General features: G+C 65.2%; 24 protein-coding genes and 1 riboswitch. Of the genes, 7 read left to right on the top strand and 17 right to left on the bottom strand.

Going from position 1 to position 24,200, the window contains the following annotated elements; all coding sequences use genetic code 11:
* Positions 1-4: 4 nt before the first annotated feature.
* From AC3ANW_RS09605 to AC3ANW_RS09655, 11 genes are all read right to left on the bottom strand, one after another.
* On the bottom strand, positions 5-1,333 hold the full coding sequence (locus tag AC3ANW_RS09605; RefSeq protein WP_488344944.1) for a type II toxin-antitoxin system HipA family toxin: 1,329 nt from the start codon (positions 1,331-1,333) through the stop codon (positions 5-7).
* On the bottom strand, positions 1,317-1,631 hold the full coding sequence (locus tag AC3ANW_RS09610; RefSeq protein WP_488344945.1) for a helix-turn-helix domain-containing protein: 315 nt from the start codon (positions 1,629-1,631) through the stop codon (positions 1,317-1,319). The genes AC3ANW_RS09605 and AC3ANW_RS09610 overlap by 17 nt, the downstream gene beginning before the upstream one ends.
* A 92-nt stretch (positions 1,632-1,723) precedes the next feature.
* The gene (locus tag AC3ANW_RS09615) at positions 1,724-2,776 is read right to left on the bottom strand and encodes an NAD(P)/FAD-dependent oxidoreductase (protein WP_488344946.1); all 1,053 of its coding nucleotides are present in this window, start codon (positions 2,774-2,776) and stop codon (positions 1,724-1,726) included.
* Positions 2,773-3,102, bottom strand: coding sequence for a ferredoxin FdxA (gene fdxA / locus AC3ANW_RS09620; protein WP_488344947.1), 330 nt, complete (start codon positions 3,100-3,102; stop codon positions 2,773-2,775). Before fdxA ends, AC3ANW_RS09615 begins: the two co-directional genes overlap by 4 nt.
* 114 nt (positions 3,103-3,216) lie before the next feature.
* A complete protein-coding gene (locus tag AC3ANW_RS09625) occupies positions 3,217-4,503 on the bottom strand; it encodes a sulfate adenylyltransferase subunit 1 (protein WP_488344948.1) in 1,287 nt (428 codons plus the stop codon).
* A complete protein-coding gene (gene cysD, locus AC3ANW_RS09630; protein ID WP_488344949.1) occupies positions 4,503-5,465 on the bottom strand; it encodes a sulfate adenylyltransferase subunit CysD in 963 nt (320 codons plus the stop codon). Before cysD ends, AC3ANW_RS09625 begins: the two co-directional genes overlap by 1 nt.
* A complete protein-coding gene (locus AC3ANW_RS09635; RefSeq protein WP_488344950.1) occupies positions 5,462-6,301 on the bottom strand; it encodes a phosphoadenylyl-sulfate reductase in 840 nt (279 codons plus the stop codon). The genes cysD and AC3ANW_RS09635 overlap by 4 nt, the downstream gene beginning before the upstream one ends.
* Before the next feature lie 12 nt (positions 6,302-6,313).
* The gene (locus AC3ANW_RS09640; RefSeq protein WP_488344951.1) at positions 6,314-6,727 is read right to left on the bottom strand and encodes a DUF934 domain-containing protein; all 414 of its coding nucleotides are present in this window, start codon (positions 6,725-6,727) and stop codon (positions 6,314-6,316) included.
* An 18-nt stretch (positions 6,728-6,745) separates the two neighbouring features.
* Positions 6,746-8,533: a nitrite/sulfite reductase gene (locus AC3ANW_RS09645; RefSeq protein ID WP_488344952.1), complete on the bottom strand. Its 1,788-nt coding sequence runs from the start codon at positions 8,531-8,533 to the stop codon at positions 6,746-6,748.
* 152 nt (positions 8,534-8,685) lie between these two features.
* Positions 8,686-10,455, bottom strand: coding sequence for a tRNA (5-methylaminomethyl-2-thiouridine)(34)-methyltransferase MnmC2 (gene mnmC2 / locus AC3ANW_RS09650; protein WP_488344953.1), 1,770 nt, complete (start codon positions 10,453-10,455; stop codon positions 8,686-8,688).
* A gap of 14 nt (positions 10,456-10,469) precedes the next feature.
* A complete protein-coding gene (locus AC3ANW_RS09655; RefSeq protein ID WP_488344954.1) occupies positions 10,470-10,745 on the bottom strand; it encodes an oxidative damage protection protein in 276 nt (91 codons plus the stop codon).
* A 116-nt stretch (positions 10,746-10,861) separates the two neighbouring features.
* Here AC3ANW_RS09655 and AC3ANW_RS09660 point away from each other — a divergent pair, with 116 nt between their 5' ends.
* The gene (locus AC3ANW_RS09660) at positions 10,862-11,896 is read left to right on the top strand and encodes a sulfate ABC transporter substrate-binding protein (protein ID WP_488344955.1); all 1,035 of its coding nucleotides are present in this window, start codon (positions 10,862-10,864) and stop codon (positions 11,894-11,896) included.
* 27 nt (positions 11,897-11,923) lie between these two features.
* Here AC3ANW_RS09660 and AC3ANW_RS09665 read toward each other — a convergent pair whose 3' ends face one another.
* Genes AC3ANW_RS09665 through AC3ANW_RS09675 form a run of 3 tightly spaced genes read right to left on the bottom strand, consistent with a single transcriptional unit; the run spans position 11,924 to position 14,504 of the window.
* Positions 11,924-12,415 (bottom strand): hypothetical protein, encoded by a 492-nt coding sequence (locus AC3ANW_RS09665; protein WP_488344956.1) that lies wholly within the window; start codon positions 12,413-12,415, stop codon positions 11,924-11,926.
* Positions 12,412-13,932, bottom strand: a complete 1,521-nt coding sequence (locus AC3ANW_RS09670; protein WP_488344957.1) for a TRAP transporter large permease — start codon at positions 13,930-13,932, stop codon at positions 12,412-12,414. Before AC3ANW_RS09670 ends, AC3ANW_RS09665 begins: the two co-directional genes overlap by 4 nt.
* A 32-nt stretch (positions 13,933-13,964) precedes the next feature.
* Complete coding sequence (locus AC3ANW_RS09675) at positions 13,965-14,504, bottom strand: TRAP transporter small permease subunit (protein ID WP_488344958.1); 540 nt, start codon at positions 14,502-14,504, stop codon at positions 13,965-13,967.
* A 175-nt stretch (positions 14,505-14,679) separates the two neighbouring features.
* On the opposite strand from AC3ANW_RS09675, the gene AC3ANW_RS09680 reads away from it, so the two are divergent.
* From AC3ANW_RS09680 to AC3ANW_RS09690, 3 genes are all read left to right on the top strand, one after another.
* Positions 14,680-15,399, top strand: a complete 720-nt coding sequence (locus tag AC3ANW_RS09680) for a response regulator (RefSeq protein ID WP_488344959.1) — start codon at positions 14,680-14,682, stop codon at positions 15,397-15,399.
* Positions 15,396-16,793: a sensor histidine kinase gene (locus AC3ANW_RS09685; RefSeq protein WP_488344960.1), complete on the top strand. Its 1,398-nt coding sequence runs from the start codon at positions 15,396-15,398 to the stop codon at positions 16,791-16,793. Before AC3ANW_RS09680 ends, AC3ANW_RS09685 begins: the two co-directional genes overlap by 4 nt.
* A 66-nt stretch (positions 16,794-16,859) precedes the next feature.
* Positions 16,860-17,047, top strand: a riboswitch (FMN riboswitch).
* Positions 17,048-17,120: 73 nt separating this feature from the next.
* On the top strand, positions 17,121-17,615 hold the full coding sequence (locus AC3ANW_RS09690; protein ID WP_488344961.1) for a 6,7-dimethyl-8-ribityllumazine synthase: 495 nt from the start codon (positions 17,121-17,123) through the stop codon (positions 17,613-17,615).
* On the opposite strand, the gene AC3ANW_RS09695 is transcribed toward AC3ANW_RS09690, so the two are convergent.
* On the bottom strand, positions 17,606-18,523 hold the full coding sequence (locus AC3ANW_RS09695; protein WP_488344962.1) for an aldo/keto reductase family oxidoreductase: 918 nt from the start codon (positions 18,521-18,523) through the stop codon (positions 17,606-17,608). The two genes, AC3ANW_RS09690 and AC3ANW_RS09695, sit on opposite strands and share 10 nt — an antisense overlap.
* A gap of 95 nt (positions 18,524-18,618) precedes the next feature.
* Between AC3ANW_RS09695 and AC3ANW_RS09700 the strand changes: the two genes are divergently transcribed.
* Entirely contained in the window at positions 18,619-19,611 is a 993-nt protein-coding gene (locus AC3ANW_RS09700) for a LysR family transcriptional regulator (protein ID WP_488344963.1), read from the top strand.
* Positions 19,612-19,628: 17 nt separating this feature from the next.
* On the opposite strand, the gene AC3ANW_RS09705 is transcribed toward AC3ANW_RS09700, so the two are convergent.
* Positions 19,629-20,432 (bottom strand): ice-binding family protein, encoded by an 804-nt coding sequence (locus tag AC3ANW_RS09705; protein ID WP_488344964.1) that lies wholly within the window; start codon positions 20,430-20,432, stop codon positions 19,629-19,631.
* A gap of 232 nt (positions 20,433-20,664) precedes the next feature.
* Positions 20,665-21,612, bottom strand: coding sequence for a LysR substrate-binding domain-containing protein (locus tag AC3ANW_RS09710; RefSeq protein WP_488344965.1), 948 nt, complete (start codon positions 21,610-21,612; stop codon positions 20,665-20,667).
* A gap of 188 nt (positions 21,613-21,800) precedes the next feature.
* Between AC3ANW_RS09710 and AC3ANW_RS09715 the strand changes: the two genes are divergently transcribed.
* A complete protein-coding gene (locus tag AC3ANW_RS09715; protein WP_488344966.1) occupies positions 21,801-22,556 on the top strand; it encodes a transporter substrate-binding domain-containing protein in 756 nt (251 codons plus the stop codon).
* 137 nt (positions 22,557-22,693) lie between these two features.
* A complete protein-coding gene (locus AC3ANW_RS09720; RefSeq protein WP_488344967.1) occupies positions 22,694-24,196 on the top strand; it encodes a sensor domain-containing diguanylate cyclase in 1,503 nt (500 codons plus the stop codon).
* Positions 24,197-24,200: the final 4 nt, after the last annotated feature.

Consider the following 24,200-nt stretch of genomic DNA (forward strand, 5'->3'; position numbering starts at 1 on the left):
TTGCCTACAGCTTCAGGAACTGCTTTCCAATGCCGTCGGCAACCGGTTCCGACAGGCCCGCCTGTTCGGCAAAACCGCGCCAAGACTCCAGCGCAGACGAGACTTCGGCCATCACCCGGGGAGCCGAACCGACACCGAAACGGTGGGCTTCGTCCAGCAGGTCGGCCCGCTCGAAACCCCTGAACCTGCCGTTGACCGACATCAGGTGCTGGTGGGTCCATTCGCCGTTCGGGTTGTGGGCGAAGGTGACGTCGTAGGCGGGGGCCAGTTCCCAGCCACGGCCCTGCTGCAGCCGGAAGGAAAAGTTCTTGGTGTGGTCGTCGCAGTTGCGCGCCAGCACATTGAAAACCATGCGGCGGAAGGCTTCTTCCATCGCCTCATACGGTAGATCCAGGGCACGGATCGCCATGAACAACTGCGAATAGGCGTTGGTGCCCTTGCGTTTGTAGTCGAGGTGCGACATGGCGCACAGCGTCTGCATGTGGTGGCGCCTGCTGTCCGCACCGCGATCGAAACGCCGGGTCATGAAATGCGCCCGGCCGTTTTCCTGCAGCAGGCGGCAGTCGCTCATCTGCAGGCCGGCCGCGCGGGCCATCAGGTGGTAGGCGTATTCGATGCGGCCGTATTGCTGCGACTGGCCCAGTTCGCTGTCCAGGCCCATGCCGTCGAACTTCAGCAGCCAATGTTCGAAACCTTCCGGCGCGTCGAGCTGGCCGGCGCGGATCTCGCCGCTTTCGGGGTTCCAGGCGACCACCGCCTTGGCGCGTGCACCGCCGGCCGACGTGCCCACTTCGATGATGCTGCGCAGCGCTGCATTGGCATGGTCGTCGTCGTCGATATGGCCGGCCACCGCCTTGCGCGCCTGCTCGACCAGGTTGCTCAGCACGATGGACGTCGGCTTGCGGTTGGCCGGCCCGCGCGACGGCTTGAAGGTCAGCGCGCCCATGCCGCGGGTGCTCATGTAGCCGAGCCGGTCGAGCGGGCTGACGGCATTGGCGGGAATGCCGTGGTCGGCCATGTAGCGGTTGATGAGGGCGTTGCCGAAGTCGTCGGGCAGGGCGTCGCTCAGCAGGGCTGGAAGACGTTTGTAGGTGGCCTCGGGCAGTTCGGTGAACAGGTAGGGGCGGCTGCCGCGGGCCGGCATGTGCAGCGGCGAAGGTTCTATGCCGCTGGCCTTGAAGGCTTCGGTGTAGGCGAATGCGTAATAGCCATATGCCGGGTCGAGGGCGACCGCGCCGATGTGGCGGTCCCACAGGTAGACGTCGACCTTGTCGATGTGGCGATAGGCCGTGCGGCGGGCTGGGCGCCTGGATGCTTCAGGGCTTGTTGGCATGGCGGTTCCGGCTGGCGCGCTGGCGGGGCTCGGCTGCCCGGTTCAGCATCAGGGGGTTGATGGTGGAGACGGGCGCGATGGTGTCCAGCCATTCCTCGCGGCCAAGGGCACGAAGCACCGAGGTGAGGGTGCGAAGAGTGGAGCCCCGGCCGCCTTCGAGATTGCGCAGCGACCGTTCACTGATGCCGGCGCGTTCGGCCAGCGTTTTCTGGTCGAGGTCATGGTCCAGGCGCAAGACCTTCAGGCGTTCGCCGAGCGTGGCTTCCAGTTCTTCGGGGGTGAGGTGTCGGGTGGTCATGGGGTTCCTGCCAGGCCACTCTAATCATCCCGTGACAACCCGTCAAATGAAACTCCATAACCAGCCGATATTTGCCGGTTAAATTGTTTTATTCAATTAAGCGGCGTATTTTTGCCGTTTAATTTGAGGCGTTCATGCAGCAGGCTGCTGCTTGATGTGTACTGCAGCACCTGGTTGCGTTGCGGATTCAGCAGGTCGGCCGCGGCAAAGGCAGCCAGGGTGGCCTCGTGGAAGGCCGAAAGGATGAGCTTCTTCTTGCCGGGATACGTCACGATGTCTCCCACCGCGAAGATGCCCGGCTGGCTGGTGGCGAACCGGGCGGTATCCACCGGGAGTTGTTTGCGGTCCATGGCCAGGCCCCAGTCGGACAGCGGTCCCAGGCGCGGGCTCAGGCCTTGCGCCACCACGATGGCTTCGACGGGGAGCGGCGGCAGGTCGCCATCGGGGCCGGCGCGTTCGACGCCCGTCAGCCGACCTTCGGCCAGCAGCAGGGTGGTGACCTGCCCGGCTTCGAACACGATACGGCCCGATTCGCAGAGGGCTTCGAACCGCGCCAGCCGATCAGGCTCGGCCTGGATCTGCGCCCGTCGGTGCATCAGGGTGATGACGGCCGGGGGCTGGGCCTCGGCCAGCAATGAATCGATGCGGTCCAGCGCCAGTTCGTCACCACCGATGACCAGCACCTGTTTGCCGCCCAGGCTGCCCGGCGCGGGACGCCAGTGAAACACCTGCGTGTTTTCCAGCGCCTCGATGCCTTCGACCTTGAGCCGACGCGGCGCGAAGGCTCCGACCCCGGCGGCGATGAAGACACAACTGCTGTGGAAATGCCGATCCCGGGAAGTGGCAAGCCGCCAGCCGCCATCGTCGCCACCCGAGGCCAGCGTGACGACTTCCTGGCCCAGGTGCAGGCTGGGCTCGAAAGGCTTCACCTGCTCCAGCAGGCGGTCGGTCAATTGCTGGCCGGTGCAGGCCGCGATGCCGGGGATGTCGTAGATGGGTTTGTCGCCATAAAGCGTGGCGACCTGGCCGCCCGGGGTTTCCTGGGCATCCACGATGTGGCTGTGAATGCCCAGCAGGCCGAGTTCGAAAGCCAGAAACAGGCCGGCAGGGCCGGCACCGACGATCAGCGCGTCGGTGGCGATCAACGGATCAGTTCGGCCAGCTTGTTGGGCTTGTCTTTCCACTCGTCCGCGTCGGGCATCGAGGGCTTGCGTTTGGTGATGCTTTTCCAGCCGGCCAGGCGTGCCAGTTCGGCGTTCAGTTCGATGAAGGCCAGCTGGTCCGGCGGCACGTCTTCTTCGGCGTAGATGGCGTTGGCCGGACATTCGGGAATGCACACGGCGCAGTCGATGCATTCGTCCGGATCGATCGTCAGGAAGTTCGGGCCTTCGCGGAAACAATCGACGGGGCACACGTCCACACAATCGGTGTACTTGCACTTGATGCAATTTTCGGTGACGACGTGGGTCATGGTCTCAGTGCAAACGTTCAGGGAAAGCCCGCGATTTTAGGGGTTCGCGGGCGAAAACAGAAGAATGCCGGGCGCAAAACCCGGCATCGGACTCGATCGATGGGGCACCGACGATCAATCGACCAGCACGGCAGCCGATGTGCGCTGGCTGGCGGTGTCCACCAATACCAGTGCGCCCAGAGTGCGCGAGCGGCTGAAAGGCAGCGTGGCCAGAGGCTCCTGAAGTGCGAATTCGACATGGCCGAGGGCGTTGGCTTCCAGCTTTTCAGCCGGTTGGCGCTCCAGTGTCTGTATGTCGAGCCTGTCGACAATACGCGACACCTTGGCCTTCACCCAGCGATGGCCGTGCAGCGCCCAGTACACGCGGCCTGGCACCAGAGGTTCGTCGTCCAGCCATGCGACCGTGGCGCGCAGGGTGCGTTCGGACTCGAAAGCGCCGGGCTGCAGCAGCCAGTCGCCGCGAGAAACATCGACTTCACGGTCCAGCACGATGCCGGTGCTGTGGCCGGCGGCGACGTGTTCCTGCGGACGGCGGGCATGGTCCACCACCTGCGCCACACGGGCGACGGCGCCGCCCGGCATGACGATCACATCCTGGCCGACGGCCACCTGGCCGGCGTTGACCCGGCCCCAGAAGACGCGGCGGCCCTTCTGCGTATCGGCCGAAGAAGAAAACTTCTCGACCCACTGCACCGGAAAGGCGAACGGCAGGTCCACGTCGGCCGGCGTGGCTGGCAGACCTTCGAGGATTTCGAGCAGCGACGGACCGTCGTAGCCGGCCCAGCCTGCACGCGCATCGACCACGTTCCAGCCTTCGAGCGCCGACATCGGCACGGTAGCCGCGACCGTGATGCCGGCTTCGCGGGCGAAGGTTTCCAACGCCGTGCGGATGCGGTTGAAAGCGACCGTGGCGTTGTCCACCGCATCGAGCTTGTTGACCGCGAAGATCACCGACGGCACCCGCAGCAGATGGGTCAGCAGGCTGTGGCGGCGGGTCTGTGGCAACAGGGTGTGTTCGCCGGCGGAGTCAGACGACGCCCAGGCCAGCTTGGTCGCGTCGACCAGCACCACGGCGGCGTCGGCGCTGGAAGCGGCGGTGACCATGTTGCGGGTGTACTGCTCGTGGCCCGGCGCGTCGCCGATGATGAACTTGCGTTGTGCGGTGGCGAAGTAGCGGTAGGCGACATCGATGGTGATGCCCTGTTCACGCTCGGCCGACAGGCCGTCGGTCAGCAGTGCCAGGTCGGTGGCGCCGGAACGCTGCACGCCGGCCAACTGGTCGGAAAGGACGGCGCGGGTATCGACCAGCAGGCGGCCGATGAGGGTGCTCTTGCCGTCGTCGACGCTGCCGCAGGTGATGAAACGCAGGGCCGCACCGTGTTGTTCGTCAATATTGCTCATCAGAAGTACCCGTCCTTTTTGCGCTTTTCCATCGAAGCGTCTGAAGTCTTGTCGTCCATGCGGGTCGATCCGCGCTCGCTGACCTCGGCCGACAGGGTTTCGATCACCACGTCTTCGGCGTTGGCGGCAGTGCTGGCCACCGGGCAAGTGCAGGTGATGTCGCCGACGGTGCGGAAACGCACGTCGCGCAACACCGGCGTTTCGCCTTCGCGTGCCGGGGTGAGCGACGTGACCGGCACCAGCAGGCCCTTGCGTTCCACCACTTCACGCTGGTGCGTGTAGTAAAGCGAGGGCAGGGCGATGTTTTCGCGGGCGATGTATTGCCACACGTCGAGTTCGGTCCAGTTGGAGATGGGGAACACACGAAAATGTTCGCCCGGCTGGATGCGGGTATTGAACAGGTTCCACAGTTCGGGCCGCTGGGCCTTGGGCTGCCACTGGCCGAAGCTGTCGCGGTGCGAAAAGATGCGTTCCTTGGCGCGCGCCTTTTCTTCGTCACGGCGGGCACCGCCGATCAGGGCGTCGAAGCGGAATTCCTCGATCGCTTCGAGCAGCGTGACCGACTGGTGCACGTTGCGCGACTCACCTTCGTGGGCCAGACGCACGGTGCCGCGGGCCATCGAATCCTCGACGCTGCGGACGATGAGTTCGGCCTTCAGTTCGGCGGCGCGGCTGTCGCGGAAATCGGTCACTTCATGGAAGTTGTGGCCGGTGTCGATCATCAGCAGCGGATAGGGGATCTTGCCCTTGCCGACCGCGTCGCCGTCATTGCCCACGAAAGCTTTTTCGGCCAGCTTCAGCAACACCAGGGAATCCTTGCCGCCCGAGAACAGCAGGGTGGGGCGCTCGAACACGGCGGCCACTTCGCGCAGGATGAAGATGGCTTCTTCTTCCAATGCATCGAGGTGGCTGTCGGCGAGGTGTGCGGTCCCGAGAAGCTGGGGTTCTGTGCGGGCGTTCATGCGGCGGTCTCTTTCACGGGGCGGCTCAGGGGATAAAAACTGATGGGCGAAACGTCGGATGCCAGCGGGTCGTCCTGACTGGTGCCCGAAGGCGCGCCGTCATGGCCGGCAGCCACATGCAGGCCGCATTCCTTGGCGCTTTCGTTTTCCCACCACCAGCGGCCGGAACGGAAGTCTTCGCCCAGGGTGACGGCGCGGGTGCAGGGCGCACAGCCGATGCTCGGGAAGAACTGGTCGTGCAGCGGGTTGTAGGGCACGCCATGCAGGCTGATGTAATGCCAGACGTCGCCCCAGGTCCAGGCGGCCAGGGGGTTGACCTTGGCGCGACTGCCGGCCTTGGCGTCGTCGGGCGCCTCGATGTCGTGCACCTCGGCGCGAGCCTGCGACTGTTCGCGGCGCAGGCCGGTGATCCAGCCGCGTTTGCCGGCAAGGGCCCGCTCCAGCGGCACCATCTTGCGGATGTCGCAGCACTGCTTGCGCAGGCCTAGGCTTCGGTACATGGCGTCTTCGCCGTTGGCCGCCACGAAGGCGTCGGCCACGGCCGCATCGGGGCGATAGACCTCGACATCGCGGCCGTAATGGGTTTTCAGGCGGTCGATCAGCGCCAGGGTTTCATCGTGCAGCTTGCCGGTGTCCAGCACGAACACCGCGCAGTCGATGCCGCTGCGCCGGATCAGGTCGGTGACGACCATGTCTTCGGCACCCAGGCTCGATGCCTGGGTCAGCGGGCTGTATTGCGCCGCCGCCTTTTGCAGCAGCGCGGTGGAGAACTCGACCTTGGCGTCGAAATCGGCAGAAGGGCGGCCGCGTTGCAGCGCCAGCAGGGCGTCCGACATTGGCTGGGCCTCTCAGGCTTCAGCTTCGACGAAGTGCGGCTTGGCCGACACATCGCCTTGGTAGAAGCCGGAAAACCGGTCGAACTGGCGCTGGGCGGCAGAAGCGTCGACGCCGGCCTTGAGCACCGCGCTGCTGAAACCCTGGCGGGCCATATGCACCAGCTGGTCGATCAGCACGTCGCCGTTGGCACGCAGGTCGCCCTGGAAACCCAGGCGTTTGCGCAGCAGGAAGGCCTGGCTGTAGGCGCGGCCGTCAGTGAACTTCGGGAAGTTCAGGTCGATGCGTTCGATGCCTTCCAGCCGGTCGGCCAGCGTGAGCGGGTCTTCGTCGTTGGCCAGGGTCAGCACACGGGCCGCGTCGTTGGCGGTGGCGGCGCTTTCTTCGGCGGAAACCAGGCGCAGCGGCTTCAGGTGGGATGTCGTCATGGTGGGGTTGTCCTTCGGTCAGGCCAGGGCTTCTTCGGCCTTGGGCGCGCGGGCTGCGTTGGCGGCAGCCTTGAAAGGGTCGTGGCCGACGCGGCGCAGCGTGTCGATGAACGATTCGCCGTTCAGGCGGGTGTCGCGATAGGTGCCGAGCACCGCCTCGATCACGTCGGGCACCTCGGCACCGGTGAACGAAGGGCCGACCGCCTTGCCGACCTGCGGAGCACCCGATAGCGCCGAGCCGTCGGAGCCGCCCAGGGTGACCTGGTACCACTCCTTGCCGTCCTTGTCCACGCCCAGGATGCCGATGTGGCCGCTGTGGTGGTGGCCGCAGGAGTTGATGCAGCCGCTGATGTGCAGATCGATTTCGCCGATGTCGTCGAGCTCGTCCAGGTCCTGGTAACGCTCGGTGATGGCATTGGCGATAGGCAGCGAACGGGCGTTTGCCAGGGCGCAGAAATCACCGCCCGGGCAGGCGATCATGTCGGTCAGCAGATGCACGTTGGTGCTGGCGAAACCGGCGGCACGTGCGGCCTGCCACAGTGCCGGTAACTGGATTGCAGGCACCCAGGGCAACAGCAGGTTCTGGTCGTGGGTGACGCGGGCTTCACCGGCCGAGAAGTCGTCTGTCAGGGACGCGGCGATTTCCAGTTGGTCTCCGGTGGCGTCGCCGGGCGACTGGCCGGGGCGCTTGAACGACAGCGTGACAGCACGCAGCGCCGGGTTCTGGTGAGGCGCGACGTTGCGCTGCAGCCAGCGGGCGAAGGCCGGTTCTTCGGCTGCGAATGCCAGCACGGCAGCATTGGCGGCGGCCACGCCGGCTTCGGAATCGTCCACGGCCAGTTTCGGCGGTACGAACGATGCATTGACACGATCGAACTCGGCCTGCGTGATGGTGTGCGGGCCGCCGTCGTGTTCGACGATCTGCTTGTATTCGGCTTCGACGTCGTCGATGTAGCGCTGGCCTTCGGCCTTCACTAGGATCTTGATGCGGGCCTTGTAGATGTTGTCACGGCGGCCGTAGCGGTTGTAGACCCGCACCACGGCTTCGAGGTAATTCATGATCTGGTTCCAGGGCAGGAACTCGCGCAGCACCGTTCCCAGGATGGGTGTGCGGCCCATGCCGCCGCCGACCGAAACGCGGAAACCGACTTCGCCGGCTTCGTTCTTGATGACATGCAGGCCGACGTCGTGCCAGGCGGTGGCGGCCCGGTCTTCGGTGGCGCCGGTGATGGCGATCTTGAACTTGCGCGGCAGGAACGCGAACTCGGGGTGCAGCGTGCTCCATTGCCGCATGATTTCCGCAAACGGGCGAGGGTCGGCGATCTCGTCGACCGCCACGCCGGCGCGTTCGTCGGTCGTGATGTTGCGAATGCAGTTGCCGCTGGTCTGGATACCGTGCATGTCGACGGTCGCCAGCAGGTCCATTACGTCCGCACCCTTGGCCAGGGGAATCCAGTTGAACTGGACGTTCTGACGGGTCGTGAAATGGCCGCAATGGGTGGGCAGGAACGTGGTGCCCAGGGCGCCCTGGCCTGCCATCGCCGTCTTGAACGCGTCGGCTTCGGGTTCGTCGTATTCGCGTGCGATGCGCGCCAGCACCTTGAGTTGGGCACTGGAGATTTCGCCGTAGGGCACCGCCACCCGCAGCATGGGCGCGTAACGCTGCACATACCAGCCGTTCTGAAGTCGAAGCGGCTTGAACTCGTCTTCGGTCAGTGCGCCGGCTTGCCAGCGCTCGAGTTGGTCACGGAACTGGTCCGCACGGTGTTGGACGAAATTTCGGTCGAAGGCGGTGTATTGATACATCGGAAGTCGGGGGGCACCATTTTTGGATGCCCGACGCGTCATGGGCGACGCTCGGGCTTTAGGTGTACTTTAAGACTTTGATGTCTTAAGACCAACGACTTCTTCGTTCTTGACATATATGCCCAGGTTATGAGCCATATGCAATTAGCGAGTTAGAAGGCCCGGCCTTCCCCGCCGCCCTGCCCACCGGTGGGTGCCGCCGACTGCTGGGTTCTTACCTGGGCCGACATGCGTTTACGCATTCGTTCTGTCGAAACCGCCTCGGCCAGGCGTGGCGCGACGGGCAGCGGTTCGTCGTGCAGCCGTGCCAGCAGCAGTTCTGCGCACAGCAGCGACAAGGTCATTCCTCGCGCGCCGAGTGCGGTGCACAGCCAGGCCGACGTTTCGCCCACCGTCCACGGTCCGACGATGGGCAACCGGTCGGGGGAGGTGCCGCGAACGCCGCGCCAGTCAGACGCTGAAACGAACATGGCCGGCAGGCGCGGACCCAATGTCGGCAGCAGTTCGGCGAGGCGACGCTGGTTGTCCGCGCGATGCCGAAACCGCTCATCGTCGGAAACCCCGGTGCACGACACATCACGCTCGAAACTGGCACCGGTCAGCCAGACTTCGCCGCGCCCGGCCGGCACCGCCGGCAGGAAATGTCCGTGGCCGTTGACAGGCAAGGGTGTCGCCGGCTCGCCTTCGACCGGTCCGAAAGCCACCTGCCCGGCCACCGGCTGCAACGGAAACCCCTGAGCCAGCAGCTGGACGGTTTCGAAGCCGGCGGCGACGATCACCGGGACATCGCCCAGGCTGGCGATGTCAGGCACACGCCGACCGTATTCCACCGAAATGCCGGGCGTTGCCAGCAAGGCCGAAACCAGGCGCGCCGGCCGCAGCCAGCCGGCGGTCTGGTGGTGCGTCAGCGTGCCGTCTTCATGGCGCTGGCACACACCGGACAGGTTCCAGTCGACACCTGGCCGAAGCAGACCCGGCAATACGTTCAGCAAGGCCCGCACCCCGGCGCGTGTGAGGCGTGAAAGCACCGCATCGTCGGCCGACACGTGGGGCGCAAAAAGCCCGGCCGGAACGCCCGATGCGCCGGAGGCCGGGCCTGCGCCGGCCTCCATCACCTTCACCTGCCAGCCGCGCAAGGCCATGCCGCGCGCCACGGCAGCGCCTGCCAGTCCGGCGCCGATGACCACACAATGGCCCGGCGTTCGCAGCGGCGCATCGACATGCCGGGCCGGCATATGCACCAGTCTCGCCTGGATGGAATGCCGTTCAAGCGGAATCCCTTCCACGTCCGTCACGAAAAAACCGGCAGAGGTGAGACCATCCCGCACGGCGCGTGCATCGGTCCAGCTGGCCAGGCGCGCATCACGGCGGCAGCAGCGGGCGACCGCACGCATGGAGTCAGGGGTCCATATGTCAGGGTTGCGTTCGGGGCTGAAGCCGTCGAGGTAGACGCTGTCGGCAAAACGGCCGAGGCCGCGCAGCGACGTGGTGCTGTCGCCCACCAGCAGGGTGAGAAGCACCCGGCCGCCGTCCAGCACGATACGGTGGGTGCCGGGTTCGATTCCCCACCAGCTGCGTGCCAGTTCATCGCCCAGCGGCGCCAGGTCGGGGTCGATCGAGGCATTGCGCCGGATACCCTCGGCATCGACTGGCCAGGCTTCGGTGGCGAGGTAATGCAGTTGCGGCGGCCGCTGCGGATCGTTCCGCCAGGCCTGCCAGGTGCAGAGAAAATTGAGTCCCAGGCCGAAGCCTGTTTCCAGCACGCACCAACGGGGGGCGCTCCGCCAGGCGGCGGGCAGCCCGCACCCAGCCAGGAAAACATCGCGGGCCTGAGAAAGGCCGCCATGCTCGCCGTGGAAAGACTCCTGGAAACGGGGGCTGAAGGGCGTGCCGTCGGCCCGCCACTCGACGGGTTCGGACACGATGGTTCCAGGAATCAGGAAGCGGTCGGGGGCACGTAACCCTGGACGCCGTCGGCGCCGTCGCCGAAGAAGTGCTTTTCCATCTGGCGCGCCAGGTATTGGCGTGCGCGGGCGTCGGCGAGGTTCAGCCGGTTTTCATTGACCAGCATGGTCTGCTGCTTGAGCCAGTCTGCCCAGGCCTGCTTGCTGACGCTTTCCCAGATGCGTTTGCCCAGTTCGCCCGGGTAGGGAGGAAAGTCCAGGCCTTCCGCCTCTTGGCCGAGTTTGATGCATTGGACGGTACGCGCCATCGGGATGTGCTTTCTAAGTTGATTTTTCGAGTAAACAAGGAGGAACTTATTCGTTCCGCGTGCAGTAGTCGACTTTCAGAATCGACCGCTCAAGACCACTTTCGAGGAAGAAGAGCATGCAAGCGCGCCGCGACTTTATCAAGATTCCCCTGGCAGCCTCACTGGCCGCAATGATGGCCCTGCCCGGTGCCTCGGCGTTCGCCCAGGCTCCGGCAGCTGTCACCCTGCTGAACGTCTCGTACGATCCGACGCGCGAACTGTATGTGGATTACAACCCGGCTTTCGCCAAGTACTGGAAGGCCAAGACCGGCCAGGACGTGAGCATCAAGCAGTCGCACGGCGGTTCGGGCAAGCAGGCGCGTTCCATCATCGACGGCATCGACGCCGATGTGGCCACGCTGGCGCTGGGCGGCGACATCGACGCGCTGGTCAAGCACAACGGTTTGGTCAAGGCCGACTGGCAGAAGAAGCTGCCGCACAACTCCGCTCCCTATACCTCGACCATCGTGTTCCTGGTCAAGAAGGGCAATCCCAAGGGCCTGAAGGACTGGGACGACCTGATCAAGCCGGGTGTGCAGGTCATCACCCCAAATCCCAAGACTTCCGGTGGCGCGCGTTGGAACTACCTGGCGGCCTGGGAATTCGGCCGCCGCAAGTACAACGGCGAGCAGGGCGCGGCCGACTACATCGGCAAGCTGTTCAAGAACGTGCCGGTGCTGGACACCGGTGCCCGTGGCGCCACCATCACCTTCGTGCAGCGCGGCGTGGGCGACGTGCTTCTTGCCTGGGAAAACGAAGCCTTCCTGGCCCTGAAGGAATTCGGCCCCGAGAAGTTCGAGATCGTCGTTCCCTCGGTTTCCATCCTGGCCGAACCGTCGGTGGCGGTGGTCGACAAGGTGGTCGACAAGAAGGGCACCCGTGCCGTCGCCGAGGAATACCTGAAGTACCTGTATTCCGACGAAGGCCAGGACATCGCCGGCCGCAACTTCTATCGCCCGACCGGCGAAAAGGCCAAGGCCAAGTACGACAAGCAGTTTCCCAAACTCGACCTGGTCACCATCGACAAGGCCTTCGGCGGCTGGGAGAAGGCCGACAAGGCCCACTTTGCGGACGGTGGCTCGTTCGACAAGCTGTACGTTCCGGGCAAGTAAGACCTCGGGGCATCAAGCCCCGGGCGATCACATCCGGCGGAATTCGGCCAGTTCGCGCGACATCCGCGAGAACTCGGCCACCAACTGCGGCGTGGCGCCGTAAAACACCAGGAACTTGCCCGCCAGCGTGCGGGCATAAAGCCGTGGGGCTATGAGCCAGTCCAGGCCCGGCACACGGATCAGCTTGACGTAGGCGAGGTCGCCCAGCGGCAGGCGCTTGTTCCAGATCCAGCGCTGCTCGATCATCTGGCCGTCGATGACGGTGCGGCTGCGCAGCACGCTCCACCATGTCCAGGTCATCAGCACCAAACCCGCGGCCACCCACATCATCCCGGGACCGAAGGTGATGGCGTCACGCAGCCAGAGCCGGGCGATCCAGCTGAAACAGCCGCCGACGACCAGGGTGGTCAGCGTCTGGAAAACCCGCGAGAAAGCCGGTCCCTCGACACGCCCGCCATCGGGTGCGAACACGAAGGGCGCCGGCCCCGTTCCGGCCATCGACAGGCTGCCCATCATCATTTCTTCTCCGGCTCGGGAGATGGCGCCGCGCTGCCCTTGAACAGGTCGTCCATTCGTTTCTGGCGTGCTTCTTCGGACTCGTCGTCGTTGTTCGGCTGGTCGCTGACCGGCGCCTCGATCTGCACCTTGTCGAGGTCGATCACCTCCGCCTTGTCCAGGAAGACGGTCACCGTTTGCGGCACGAAGATCACGATGGCCACCAGCAGCAACTGCAGCAGCACCCAGGGGATGGAACCCAGGTAGATGTCGCTCGACTTGATGGGTTTCGGGATGCGTTTTTCCTTGAAAAGCGTGTCCGAGATGCCCCGCAGGTAGAACAGCGCGAAACCGAATGGCGGATGCATGAAGCTGGTCTGCATGTTCACGCACAGCAGCACGCCGAACCACACCAGGTCGATGCCCAGTTTGGCGGCCACCGGGCCCAGCATCGGCAGGATGATGAAGGCGATCTCGAAGAAATCGAGGAAGAACGCCAGGAAGAAGATGAAGATGTTGACCGCGATCAGGAAACCCACCTGTCCGCCGGGCAGGCCCGACAGCATGTGTTCGACCCAGATGGCGCCGTCCACGCCCTGGAACACCATGGAGAAGGTGCGCGCGCCGATCAGGATGAACACCACCATGGCGGTCAGCCGCATGGTGCCGACCATCGCGTCCCAGATCATCCTGAAGGTCAGCCGGCGGTGCAGCGCGGCCAGCAGCAGGGCGCCGACCACACCCATCGCGCCCGCCTCGGTGGGGGTGGCGATGGCCGTGTTGATGCCCGGCAGACCGCCCATGGAGCCCAGCACCGCGAAGATCAGCACCGCCGACGGAATGATGCCGCGCAGGCACTTGCCCCACAGCGCCCAGCCGTGCAGCGTGCGTTCGGACTTGGGCACCCCCGGAATGTGGTGTGGCTTGAACACACCCAGCATGAAGGTGTAGCCGGCGAAGATCAGCACCTGCAGGATCGACGGACCCCACGCACCCTTGTACATGTCGCCCACCGACCGGCCGAGCTGGTCGGCCATCACGATCAGCACCAGCGACGGCGGCACCAGCTGTGTGATGGTGCCCGAGGCCGCCAGCACGCCGGTGGCGTAACGCATGTTGTAGCCGTAGCGGATCATCACGGGCAGCGAGATCAGCGCCATGGCGATCACCTGGCCGGCCACCGTACCGGTGATGGCGCCCAGGATGAAACCCACGATGATCACCGAGTAGCCCAGACCGCCCCGTACCGGGCCGAACAGCTGGCCCATCGAGTCGAGCATGTCTTCGGCCAGGCCGCATTTCTCGAGGATGGCGCCCATGAAGGTGAAGAAAGGGATGGCCAGCAGCAGTTCGTTGCTCAGGATGCCGAACATGTTCAGCGGCAGGTTGGCCATGAAACTGGCCGGGAACCAGCCCATCTCGATGGCCAGAAAACCTGAGCCGAGGCCCAGCGCGGCCAGCGAGAAGGCCACCGGGAATCCGATCAGCATGATCAGCACCAGCCCCAGGAACATGAAGGGGGCGAAATTTTCCATTTGCATATTGGTCTCCTCGGCTCTTTTGTTCGGGCCGCTTACTGCAGGGGCTTCTCGTAATGCGTGTCCATCTGGAACTTGCCGGCCAGGTAGAAGCCACGTTTGATGAATTCCGACACGCCCTGCAAAAACATCAGCCCGAAGCCCAGCGGCAGCAGCAGCATGGCGGGCCAGCGGATCAGGCCGCCGGCGTTGCCGGACATTTCGTGTGTCAGGTACATCTTCATGAACAGCGGCCAGCTCAAATACGCCAGCAGCCCCATCACCGGCAGCAGGAAGACCGCGATGCCGAACATGTCGACGATGACCGGGCCGCGGCCCTTCAACCGGCCGTACAGGATGTCGACCCGCACGTGTTCGTTCAGGTTGAGCACCGTCGGTGCGCCCAGCATCACCGTAGCGGCGAACAGGTACCACTGGATCTCGAGCCAGCCATTGGAGCTGATGTCGAAGCCGTAGCGGATGAAGGCGTTGCCGGCCGAGATGAGCGCGGCGGCCAGCACGGCCCAGGCAGCGACCTTGCCGAGCTGGGTGGTGACCCAGTCCACGGTGCGTGCGAATGAGATGAGAGCGGACATGGCGGACCTTTTCGGGGTGCGTGGTTGCGGTTGTCTTGTGGGTGTTCTGCGCGCCGGAATGCTAAGCCCGGCCCCCTGCGCGGCGCTGATAAATGGCTGACGTGTTTTCGCGGGGTTTTCCCCTATCGCAACGCCAAGTTACGATTCGCGGACCCTTTCTGGAGTGCTCCGAGCCATGAGATTGCTGCTGGTGGAAGACGATGTGATGGTGGCCAGCGGCATCAAGCTGGGCCTGGCCGACGCCGGTTATGCGGTCGACTGGGTCGGCAGCGGCGAACGTGCCGAAGACGCCTTGCAACGTGCGCCGTTCGACGCCGTCATCGTCGACATCGGCCTGCCGCGCATGGACGGGCTGGAGCTCACCCGGCGCCTGCGCAACGACGGCCATGCCATGCCGGTGCTGATCCTCACCGCCCGCGATGCGCTGGAAGACCGGGTGCAGGGCCTCGATCTGGGCGCCGACGACTATCTGGTCAAGCCCTTCCAGCTGCCCGAACTGCTGGCCCGGCTGCGTGCCTTGCTGCGGCGCTCCCATGCCGCCACTTCTGCGGTGCTGAGCTTCGGCCCCATCGAGCTGGACACCGCCCAGCGCCGAGGCAGCGTTGCCGGCCAGCCGCTGGAGCTGGGTCCGCGCGAATGGACGGTGCTCGAATACCTGTTGCTGCAGGCCCCCAACCCGACAGCGAAGGACAAGCTGCTTCAGGCGCTGACCGGCTGGGACCGCGAGATCACCGCCAATGCGGTGGAGGTCCATATCTCGCGGTTGCGCGGAAAGCTGGAGCCGCACGGTGTTTCGCTGCGGGCCATCCGCGGATTCGGCTACCGGCTGGAGCTGCGGGACTCAACGCCGGCCGCGTCAGCGACGCCCGGCACGCCTACATCCACCAGCCCATGAAGACCCGGCGCAGCCAGGTTTTCCGCGGCCTGCAACGTCGCCTGCTGGTGCTGTTGCTGCTGCCCCTGGTGCTGCTGGCCTTGCTGTCGGCCTGGATCGACTACCGCTCGGCCGACAGCGCCGCGCTGCAGCAGGATGCCAAGCTGCTGCGCATGGCGCCGCTACTGGCCGATTCCATCATCGTGCCGCCACCCGAAGGCAGCCCCGCTCCGCAGGTTCCGCAGGTGCTGCTGGCACCGCCGGTCGAGGAGTTCCTGAAGGACCGGCATGGCGTCTCCGCCTGGAGCCTGGCCGACGATGTGGGACGGGTGCTGCAGGGCGACAGCTGGCTCGAATCGCCCGCGCCCGGCACCCGCGAACCCGAGTTCCTCAGCCGCGAATACGAGGGCGTGCTGTACCGCATCCTGGCCCAGCGCATCGTCACGCCGGCCGGTGACTTCGTCATGCAGCTGGCCGACGGTTCCGACCCGCGCCAGAACTGGGGCCGCGCGGTGCTGATCCGTGCCTTGCTGCCCAACCTGGTGCTGCTGGCCCTGGGTGCGCTGGCCATGCAGATGGCGGTGCGGGCCGCGCTCAAGCCGCTGCTCGACCTGAAGGACGCAGTGGAACGACGTTCGCCACGCGACCTGAGCCCGCTCGACGAAGGCCCGACGCCCGACGAAGTACGGCCGCTGGTGCAGTCGCTCAACCGCCTGTTCGGCATGGTCAACGCACAGAGCGACAGCCAGCGGCGTTTCGTCGCCGACGCCGCACACCAGTTGCGCACGCCGCTGGCCGCGCTCCAGTCGCAGGTCGAGGCGTGGGCGCATGCCGCCGACGAGCGCGGTGTTCGGCTGCAGGCTGGCGACGTGCGTGCCATGCGCGACGCCACCCGGCGCACCTCGCAACTGGCGCACCAGTTGCTTGCCCTTTCGCGTGCCGATTCGCATGCGCTGCATGGCCAGCCCGGCGCGCCGGTCGACCTGAAGGCCTTGTGCAACGCCATGATCGAAATCCATTTCGCGGCCGCGCTGGACCGGCAGGTCGACCTGGGCCTGGACTGCGAACCCGCCACCGTCATCGGCCAGGAATGGCTGTTGCGGGAGATGCTGTCCAACCTGGTCGATAACGCGGTGAAGTACACCGCGCCTGGCGGCAGCGTCACCGTGCGCTGTGGGCGCAACGGCCTGAATGCGGTGCTGGAGGTCGAGGACGACGGCCCTGGCATCGCCGTCGAGGAACGCGCCCGGGTGCTGGAACGTTTCTACCGGGTGCGCGGCACCGGCGGCGAAGGCAACGGCCTGGGCCTGGCCATCGCCGAGGAGATCGCCCGCAGCCATGGCAGTCGTCTGCAGCTGGACGCCGGCGGCGGCGGCCGGGGCCTGAGGGTCAAGGCCGTTCTTCCGGCGGCCTGATCGCCCGGCGCCAGCAAAGGATCCCGGGTTTTCCTAGAATGCCGCCACGCCTCCCTGAACGGAGGCGTACGTTTTCAGGGCGGGGTGGAATTCCCCACCGGCGGTGATGGTTTCCAGGGCCTGACGGTCCGGAAACACGAGCCCGCGAGCGCCCGCAGGTGCAAAGCCTGCGGGGTCAGCAGATCCGGTGTGATTCCGGAGCCGACGGTTCGGGATCCTTCGGGTTCCTACAGTCCGGATGCAAGAAAACGTCGATTCACGCCGGCCGCCGGCGTGGGCCGCCTTGCCCTGGACTTTGCCGTTCCACCCGTTTTTTCCGGCTGTCCCATGTCTCCTGTTTCCCTTTCCCCGGCTTCGTCCGCTTCCGCGGCACGCATCGCGTTCGTCCACGCCAGCTGGCACCTCGACATCGTCTCCAGGGGCCGTGAAGGTTTCCTGGCCGGCCTCGCCGAACTCGGATTCGACGCCCGACAGGTCGACGTCTATGCCGTGCCCGGCGCGTTCGAGATACCGCTGCACGCCGCGAAGCTGGCCGCCACCGGCCGTTATGCGGCCATTGCCACCTGCGCGCTGGTCGTCGACGGCGGCATCTACCGCCATGACTTCGTGGCCACCGCCGTGATCGACGGCCTGATGCGGGTGCAGCTCGACAGCGGCGTGCCGGTGTTTTCGGCGGTGCTGACGCCGCACCATTTCCACGAACATGCCGAACACCGTGACTACTACCTGCGGCATTTCCTCATCAAGGGGCGCGAACTTGCGTCGGCCTGCCTCGGCACGGTCGAGGGCCTGCGCAAGATCGAGGCGATGGCTCAGGCGTGACCGGACGTCCCTGAAGTCGCCGGCCCGGCGGCGATCGCGTCCAGCCGGGCGATGGCGCCGGCATCCAGCTTCAAAGCCCCGGCGGCCAGGTTCTCGCGCAGGTGGCCGAGCGACGACGTACCCGGAATCAGCAGCAGGTTCGGCGAGCGCTGCAACAGCCAGGCCAGGGCGACCTGCATCGGCGTGGCCTGCAGTTCCCGCGCGACATCCGACAACGCACCGGACTGCAGCGGCGTGAAGCCGCCCAGCGGGAAGAAAGGCACATAGGCGATGCCTTCGCCGGCCAGCTGGTCCACCAGCGCACCGTCGGCCTGATGCGCCAGATTGAACATGTTCTGCACACACACGATGTCGCAGATCTTCCGGCCCTCGGCCACCTGCCGCGCGGTGACGTTGCTCAGCCCGATGTGCCGCACCAGGCCGCGCTGCTGCAGTTCGGCGAGCACCGTCAGTTCGGCCTCCAGCGAACCCTCTGCCGGGCCGTGCAGTCCGTGCATGCTGCGCAGGTTGACGACGTCCAGCACGTCCAGGCCCAGGTTGCTCAGGTTGTCGTGCACAGCCCGGGTGAGTTGCTCGCGCGAGAAGGCCGGCAACCATGAGGCATCGGCGCCCCGTGTCGCACCGATCTTGGTAACGATGGTCAGGTCGTCGCGGTACGGGTGAAGCGCTTCCCGAATCAACTGGTTGGTGATGTGTGGACCGTAGAAGTCGCTTGTGTCGATATGGTTCACGCCCGATCCCACCGCTTCGCGCAGCACCGCCAGTGCGCCCTCGCGGTCTTTCGGCGGGCCGAAGACGCCCGGCCCGGCCAGTTGCATGGCGCCATAGCCGAGGCGATTGACGGTAAAGCTGCCCAGCGTGAATGTGCCGGCGTTTTCGATGTCGACTGGTATGTGAGCGTGGTCCAAGTTCGGCTCCTGAAAGATGAGGACTCGACTTTAGGCAGGCATACGCTGCGTGATAATCCGCCTCAATTCATACAGGCTGTGCGGCAGGGCGAACAATGGCGGCAGATCTCGGCGACTTGACCGCCTTCGTGGCGGTGGCCCGCGCAGGCGGTTTCCGGGAGGCGGCGCGGCTGACGGGCGGCAACGCTTCGAGTCTCAGCGAGGCCCTGCGCCGGCTCGAAACCGGCCTGGGCGTGCGGCTGCTCAACCGCAGCACTCGCAGCGTGGCGCCGACCGAAGCCGGCTCTCGCCTGCTCGAACGGCTGGGCCCGGCGCTGGCCGAGGTCGACGCCGCGGTGGATGTGGTCAACGGGTTCCGCGACCGACCGGCGGGCACGCTGCGGCTGAACGTGCCGGTGAGCGCGGCGCGGCTGATCCTGCCGGACATCGTGCCGGCCTTTCTCGCCGCCTATCCGGACATCCTGCTGGAGGTGATCGCCGAGGACAGCTTCGTCGACATGCTGGCTGCCGGTTGCGATGCAGGCATCCGCTACGGCGAGCGGCTGGAGCAGGACATGGTGGCCATTCCCATCGGTCCGCGCCGCCAGCGTTTTGCCGTGGCTGCCGCGCCCGATTACCTGCACCGCCGGGGCACACCGCAACATCCGCGCGACCTGCTGGGCCACGACTGCATCCGCGGCAAGTTCGCCAGTGGCACGGTGTACGCCTGGGAGTTCGAACGCGGCGGCGAAAGCCTGAAGGTCGACGTGAAGGGACCGCTGATCGTGCGGGTGGGGGCGGCGACCGACCTGGCGGTGGACGCGGCGCTGGCCGGCAGCGGCGTCATCTACCTGTTCGAGGACTGGCTGCGGCCTTTCCTCGACAGCGGCGCGCTGGTGCCGGTGCTGGAGCCGTGGTGGTTCGGTTTCAGCGGGCCGTTCCTGTACTACCCGAGCCGACGCCAATTGCCGGCGCCGCTGCGTGCTTTCGTCGATTTCGTGCAGGCACGGTCTTGGGCGCCGCCTGCCACGCTCACGCCGCCAGCCGGAACAGGCCGAGCCAGACGGCCTGCGTCCAGCATCGGCATGGCATTGGCCCGCACCCAGTAGTCAAGGTCCGCTTTTTTTCAGGCGTCTGCGACCACATTCAGGCGACGTCGCCGACTGCGTACGAATACCAGCAGGCTACCCGACAGGAATAAGGACATGGTCGCGGGTTCCGGCACCGGAGAAACAACTGCACCCTTGGAAATGACGTTGCTGTCCAGTGTCACCGCACCGTTGAGCGCGAGCGCACTGCCGTACAAAATGCTTGCTGCATTATTCAGGGTAATGCTGGCGTCGGCCAATATGTTCCCGGAAAAACTGCTGTTGTTTCCCAAGGTGGCAGAGCTTCCAATCTGCCAGAAGACATTGGTGCCTGGCAAGGCGCCATTGTTGACCACCGCCACCGACGAGAACGAACCGGTAGTCAGGGCGCTGCCGACCTGGAACACGAATTGCGCATTGGGGTCGCCTTGGCCGTCGAGAATCAGGTTTCCGGTAAGGCTCGCGCCGGAGTTGAAGGAATAGACTCCTGGCAGCAATGTCATGCCGCCGAGGTTCTGCCCTGTCAGGTTTTGCGATGGCGTCAGAAGAAGGGCTTGCGCATAGGCGGTGGCCAGATCGTCCTTCGCGGTTTTTGCAATGGCATCGCCCACATGCATGTCGCCGAGCACGATTGCGGGTGGAAATCCGGTGATGGAAGAACCCGGCTGCAGTCCCACGTCGCCGTCGTAGACCACGCTGAACCCGGTGCTGGTGATGGTCGTCGCGGCGAGCAGGCCAAAATTACCGGCTGATTTAAGGTCGATATTCGCCTGCGATATGCCAGGTAGCGACATGGCTCCCACCACCAGGCCGATCGATAATATTTGGAAAGGACGTCGCATGAAAACCTCCAGGAGGAGTGAATGAATTCCAATTGAACCGCTGGTTATTTGCTGTGCGCAAGACCATTCGGGTCGTGAAATATTATTCAGTTCATGGTGGTTAGCAGGCACTGTCGGTGAGGGTAATAATTGCGCTACCCTTTGTCCGCCTGAAAGCGATGTGCGGATTATCGATCCTTGTGCGTCGATGTTTCCCGCATCTGAATATCCGGCGAGATTTCGGGAAAATCGCTCAGCCTGCCGTGGACGTGGCGATGACGGTGGCGCCGGGTTGCGATGACGTCAGCGTCTGACGCGCCTGCTCGCGCAGCCACAAACGGAAGGTGTTCAGTGCCTTTTCGTGTTTTCGAGCGCTGGGCAATACGAAGTAATAGCCCATGCGGCTCTGGAATCCCCGGCAGATCACCGGCACGAGGTCGCCTCGCGCCAGCTCCTCCTGCACCATCACCCGGGGCACCAGGGCCAGCCCCATGTCCATGGCGGCAGCCTTGATGAGGGTGGAATAGAACTCGTACCGGATGGTGCGGCCGGGCCGCTCGACCGCGGGCTGACCGAGCGACTTCTGCAGTTCGGCCCAGGCGTTGGGCACCTCGAAATGCTCCAGCAGGGTCAGCGACTGCAGGTCGCGGGTGTCCAGGACCGATGCAAACTTCAGCCGCAGGGCTGGCGACATCAGCGCCACCATTTCGCTGCCGAAAAGGTAGTCGGACTCGCAACCGGTCCAGGTGCCGCTGCCGAAACGGAATTCGCCGTCCGCTTCGAGCTGGGCATAACTTCCGCCCGATCGCTGATTGGTGAATTGCACGTCGAATTGAGGATGTTCCTGCAGGAATGACGCGAAACGAGGCAGCAGCCAGCGGTCTCCGAGGATGTGCGGAATGCGCAGGGTGAGCGAGGTGCGCGGCGCATGCAGCTGGGTCAGCTGTTCGGACGCAGCCGACAGTGCTCCCAGCAGGGGCGTTATCTGTTGCAGGTACCAGCGGCCCAGGTCTGTCAGCGCCAGGCCACGATTGACCCGCACGAACAGCGGCACCCCCAGGGTTTCCTCCAGCGAACGCAGCTGCTTGCTCACCGCGCCCTGGGTCATGCACAGCTCCTCGGCCGCGACGGTGCAGCTGAGCTGCCGCGCGGCGACCTCGAAAACCCGCAATGCCGTGGTGGATGGAATTCGGTGGCGCATGGATGAGGACATGGATTTCGCGGTGCAAGGATCAAGCCAGCGTTCGGTCACCGAATTTATTCCTTTGCGGAATGGCGGGCAGAAAATTTGTCGTTTGAAGCGGGCAGGGCGCAGGCACACACTGATGCTTCCATTTGTTAACGAAGCGCCACATGCACGCCAACCGACGCCACGTCCTTCTCAGCCTCATGACTGCTGCCTCCCTGTTCGCCGGTAGCGCCCAGGCGCAGAACCAGCTGGAAGAAATCCAGAAGGCCAAGGTGCTGCGGGTCGGGATCCCGACCGATTTCGCGCCCTACGGTTTTGTCGGCCCCGACCTGAAACCCCAGGGGCTGGACATCGAGATGGCGCAATACATCGCCGACAAGCTGGGCGTGAAGCTGGAGATGATGAGCATCAGCACCCAGAACCGCATTCCCTACCTGCAGACCAGGAAGGCCGACCTGGTGATCTATTCGCTGGGCAAGACGCCGGATCGCGAGAAGGTGATCGACTTCTCTGCCGCCTACGCGCCGTACTTCATCGCGGTCTACGGCCCGAAGTCGATGGCGGTGAAGTCGGCGCAGGACATGGTCGGCAAGACGGTTGCCACCAACCGCGGCACCACCGACGACATCGAGGTGACCAGGGTCGCGCTGCCCGGCACCGAGATCCGTCGTTTCGAAGGCAACGACGCGACCATCAGCGCCTTCGTGGCAGGCCAGACCCAGTTGATCTCGGTCGGGTCGCCGGCCGCCGAAGTGGTCAAGCAACGCAATCCTCAGATGGGCCTGGAAGTCAAGCTCACCCTGAAGACGTCGCCCTGTTTCATCGGCATCGCCAAGGGCGAGGACGGCCTGCGCACCAAGGTCAACGAGATCATTGCAGAGGCCAAACGCAGCGGCCTGGTCGAGAAGATGTCGCAGAAATGGCTGGGCCTGCCAGCGGGCGATCTGCCCATGTGATTCGCAGCGGTCGATGCGGGTCAGGGCGGCCCGCCACAGCGTGGTTGCCGTGGAAATTGAACACGTGACCGCCTGCCCGAGCCCCTCGCGGCGCAAGTTTCATAAACTGTGTCGTGCAGAAAGAAATCAAGTCATTCGTGAAACCTGCGGTCCAGGCCCTCGGTCGCAGCGTCGAGCGCCGCACCGCCTGGTACGGATTTGCCGGCGCCCTGTTGATCCTCGGACTGTTCGGCACGACGCTCTGGCACGAGCGGGACGACGCGCTGGAACACGCCCGCCAGCAGGCCGACAACCTGGCGCTGGTCGCCGAACGGGATGTCAGCCGGAATCTGGAGCTATACGGCCTTTCGCTGCAGGCCATGGTCGAAAACTGGGCTCGTCCGGAGATCAGCGCCTTGCCGATGGCGGTGCGCCGGATGGTGCTGTTCGACCGTTCCATCGAGGCCACCAACGTATCGTCGGCGGTCATCCTCGACAGCCAGGGCGAAGTGCTTCTGAGCATGAAGGACAGCCGCTGGCTCGGCCTGAAGTTCGCCGAGCGCGCTTATTTCCAGTCGCATGTGCAGACCGTCGACGACGGCATGCACATCAGCGAGCCCTTTGTTTCGCGGGTGAACAACAGGACCATGCTGGTCGCGCTGTCGCGCCGCCTTTCGAACGCCGACGGCAGCTTCGGCGGCGTCGCGGTGGTTTATCTCGACGTCAATTATTTCCGGCAGCTGCTGCAGGGCATCCAGCTCGGCAAACACGGACGCACCACCATCTTCGGCCCGCAGGGCAGGGTGCTGATGACCCTGCCTTATGTGCAGGACCTGGTCGGCAATGACGGCACGAACAACCCGATCTACCAGTCCGTGAGCACAGCGCGCACCGGAAGCTTCGTGGGGACCAGCCCGGTCGACGGACGACAGCGCCTCACCGTCTTCCGCACGGTGGATGACAGCGCCATCAAGATCCTGGTGGCGCCGGCCATCGACGATATCTTCGCCAACTGGCGACGCCGTGCGTTCGAAGTCATGGGGGCGGCATTGTTGCTGGCGGCCGCCCTGGTCTTCCTGGCGGCGCTGCTGGGCCGCGAACTGCGCGCCCGCCACCGTGCCGAACAGCGCATGGTCGAAATGGCGCATACCGACGGCCTGACCGGCCTGGCCAACCGCCGTTCGCTCGACACGGCGCTGGCCCGCGAAGGCGCACGGGTCGGCCGCACCGCCACCGAGTTGAGCCTGCTGTTCGTGGATGTCGACTACTTCAAGCGGTTCAACGATTCGCAAGGCCATCCGGCGGGCGATGCGGTGCTGGCGGCGGTCGGCGCCGCGCTGGCCGGTGCGTTGCAGCGGCCGGGTGACCAGGCCGGCCGTTATGGCGGAGAAGAATTCCTGGTGCTGCTGGCGCAGACCGACCTGTCGGGCGCCTGCTTGGTAGCCGAGAAGGTGCGCTTGGCGGTGGCCGCGCTGAACATCCCGCACCCCGACAGCCCGCTGGGACGGGTGACGGTGTCGATCGGCGTGGCCGCCCGCAGTTCGGAAGACGCCACCGAAGTCGACACCCTGCTGGCCTCGGCCGACGCCGCGCTGTACCAGGCCAAGTCGGCGGGCCGCAACTGCGTGCGGGTCTTCGGGCGGCGGCTGGGCGGTCTCTAGCTGC

The organism is Xylophilus sp. PBN-3R, assembly GCF_057747805.1.